This is a genomic window from Bradyrhizobium sp., from assembly GCF_049586575.1.
Classification (GTDB): Bacteria; Pseudomonadota; Alphaproteobacteria; order Rhizobiales; family Xanthobacteraceae; genus Bradyrhizobium.
Genome location: NZ_JBAVCF010000124.1, coordinates 1 through 2,872 on the forward strand (window position 1 = coordinate 1; position 2,872 = coordinate 2,872).

The 2,872-nt window shown below is 60.5% G+C and carries 3 protein-coding genes; 2 read left to right on the top strand and 1 reads right to left on the bottom strand.

The features are described 5' to 3' along the window. Window positions 1-146: 146 nt before the first annotated feature. Window positions 147-1,034 (top strand): TauD/TfdA dioxygenase family protein, encoded by an 888-nt coding sequence (locus WB528_RS04345; protein WP_423887200.1) that lies wholly within the window; start codon window positions 147-149, stop codon window positions 1,032-1,034. A gap of 152 nt (window positions 1,035-1,186) precedes the next feature. Here WB528_RS04345 and WB528_RS04350 read toward each other — a convergent pair whose 3' ends face one another. After that, the gene (locus WB528_RS04350; protein ID WP_423887201.1) at window positions 1,187-1,864 is read right to left on the bottom strand and encodes a YqgE/AlgH family protein; all 678 of its coding nucleotides are present in this window, start codon (window positions 1,862-1,864) and stop codon (window positions 1,187-1,189) included. 133 nt (window positions 1,865-1,997) lie between these two features. Between WB528_RS04350 and WB528_RS04355 the strand changes: the two genes are divergently transcribed. After that, window positions 1,998-2,870, top strand: coding sequence for a protein-disulfide reductase DsbD domain-containing protein (locus WB528_RS04355; RefSeq protein WP_423887202.1), 873 nt, complete (start codon window positions 1,998-2,000; stop codon window positions 2,868-2,870). The last annotated feature ends 2 nt before the right edge of the window (window positions 2,871-2,872 follow it).

Consider the following 2,872-nt stretch of genomic DNA (forward strand, 5'->3'; position numbering starts at 1 on the left):
GCTCGGCATCGGTACCGCCACGCAATGTCGCGCAATAAATCCGATTATCTGTCCCGCGATCGATAGCGGGCGCGATCCGTTGACTTCGCGGCGACCGCGAGTAGCCTTTGCCTGAAAGGACAGCAGAGAAATCAGGGAGGCACGCCATGACCGTGACGATCCGCCAGCTTCACCCGCATTTTTTCGGCGAGGTGTCTGGCGTCGATCTGCGAAAGCCGCTCACGGCGGAAGAGGCAAGGGACATCGAAGCCGGCATGGACAAATACGCCGTGCTGCTGTTCCGCAACCAGGACATTACGGACGAACAACAACTGGTTTTTGCCCGCAATTTCGGCGAGCGCGAGAACGCCCGCGGCGGCACCGTCACCAAGCGGGAAGACTACCGCCTCACTTCGGGACTCAATGACGTCTCCAATCTCGGCAAGGACGGCAAGCCGTTGCCGCGCGATCATCGCACCCACCTGTTCAATCTCGGCAACTGCCTCTGGCATTCCGACAGTTCGTTTCGCCCGATCCCGGCCAAGTTCTCGCTGCTCTCGGCGCGGGTCGTGAATCCCAAGGGCGGCAACACCGAATTTGCCGATATGCGCGCGGCCTACGACGCGCTCGACGACGACACCAAGGCCGAGATCGAGGATCTGATCTGCGAACACTCGCTGATGTATTCGCGGGGATCGCTGGGCTTTCTCGACTACACCGAGGAAGAAAAGCAGATGTTCAAGCCGGTGCGGCAGCGGCTGGTGCGCACCCATCCGGTCCATCGCCGCAAGTCGCTCTATCTGTCGTCACATGCCGGCGCGATCCTCGGCATGAGCGTGCCGGAAGCGCGGCTGCTGCTGCGCGATCTCACCGAGCACGCCACGCAGCGCGAATTCGTTTACGTCCACAAATGGACGCTGCATGACCTGGTGATGTGGGACAACCGGCAGACGATGCACCGCGTGCGCCGCTACGACCAGTCACAACCGCGCGATATGCGGCGCGCCACCGTCGCCGGCACCGAACCGACCGTCGCACAACAGGCGGCGGAGTGATTTTCACCCTCGTCCAGGCCAAGCGAAGCGCGAGCCGGGATCCATAACATAAAAGTACATTGCTTCGAAGGCTGCCGCCCCAGCTCATTCCAACAACCAGATTTTGTGGTTATGGGTCCCCGCTTTCGCGGGGACGACAATCATGAATTGACTCAAGCATGGCCGGCTTCGTTGGACAGCATGCCCGGATCGATCCCGATCTTGCGCAACGCACGGTTATATTTCTCGTCGACGTTGCCGCCAAAGATCAGATCAGGGTCGGCGTCACAATGCAGCCAGCCATTGTCCTGGATTTCGCTCTCGAGCTGGCCGGCGGCCCAGCCGGCATAACCCAAGGCAAGAATCGCATGCTTCGGTCCGGAGCCCTTGGCGATCGCCTTGAGGATGTCGACCGTTGCGGTCAGGCAAACCCCCTCGTCGATCCGCAACGTCGCATCCTGAATGAAAAAGTCGCTCGAATGCAGCACGAAGCCGCGGCCGGTTTCGACCGGCCCGCCCTTGAGCACTTTCAGGCCCTCGGCATTTTCAGGCAGCTTGATCTGGTCGGCCTTCTTGATGATATCGAGTTGCACGAGAAGGCCCGGAAAATCGATGCTGCCCGCCGGACGGTTGACGATGATGCCCATGGCGCCTTCCGCCGAATGCGCGCAGAGATAGATCACCGACCGCTCGAAGCGCGGATCGCCCATCACGGGCATGGCGATCAGCAGCTGGCCGTCAAGATAACGATGGCCTTCGCCCTCGCTGGCACTGTCGGAAGCCTTGCGGCGGGCCGTTTTTGGCCGGAACCGCCCTGGCTCTTGATCTGGTTTTTTGTCGTCAGAGCTCATCCGCCAAAGACTCGCCTATATCTTCCATCCTGATATTGGGGCTCGGCCCTGTCAATCAAGTTGGGTTCGCGATTCATCATGCATCACAAGCAATTCAATGGCTTGCGATCACACTTGGAGCTAAGGACGTTTTATGAACGCAATGGTTCCACTCCTTGCCAAACGAGCGCCGACATTCCGAAGTTCACGCTCGGCGGCTCTGTTCGCCCTGGCCGCGCTGACTTCGCTTTCACCGATCGAAGCGCGGGCCCAGGACGCTTCGCCTTGGCAGAAAGGCTCGCACACCGCCGTGCGGCTGCTTGCGGGATCGCACAGCGGACCGGTGCTGCTCGGCGGCATCGCGATTCAACTCGATCCGGGCTGGAAAACTTACTGGCGTACCTCAGGCGATTCCGGCGTTCCGCCGCGTTTTGATTTCTCCAAATCGGAAAACGTCGAAGCCGTGACCGTTCTATGGCCGGCGCCGCGGAAATTCGATGACGGAGCCGGCGGCTTCTCACTCGGCTATCACGATCAGGTAGTGTTGCCGCTGCGGATCGTTCCGAAAAGCAACGACAAGCCGGTGACGCTTCGTGCTGAGATCAACTACGCGGTGTGCGAGAAGATTTGCATTCCGGTCGAAGCGAGCACGGAGCTCACGTTCGCCAGCGTCGCGAGCACCGAAGACAGTGTCCTGTTCGCGGCGCTCGATACCGTTCCGAAGCCAGCCTCCGTCGGCGATCCCAATCCGCTCACCATCCGCGACGTCGAGCGCGAGGGCAAGTCCACGGTCCTGGTCGATGTGATTTCGCCGGATGCGAAGGCAGTGAATCTGTTTGTCGAAGGTCCAACGCCGGACTGGGCACTCCCGGTGCCAAAGCTTCTTGAGCACGGACCGCCTGGCGTCAAACGCTTCGCTTTCGAATTGGACGGCGTGCCGCCGGGAACCAACCCGGAAGGAGCCGCGCTCAAATTGACACTGGTCGGAGGCGACCGCTCTTACGAGTTCAACATCAATCTGAACTAAGC

Bases quoted from the DNA above. Each gene is read 5' to 3' on its own strand.
- WB528_RS04345 (WP_423887200.1), top strand. From the start codon at position 147: ATGACCGTGACGATCCGCCAGCTTCACCCGCATTTTTTCGGCGAGGTG.
- WB528_RS04355 (WP_423887202.1), top strand. From the start codon at position 1,998: ATGAACGCAATGGTTCCACTCCTTGCCAAACGAGCGCCGACATTCCGA.
- WB528_RS04350 (WP_423887201.1), bottom strand. From the start codon at position 1,864: ATGAGCTCTGACGACAAAAAACCAGATCAAGAGCCAGGGCGGTTCCGG.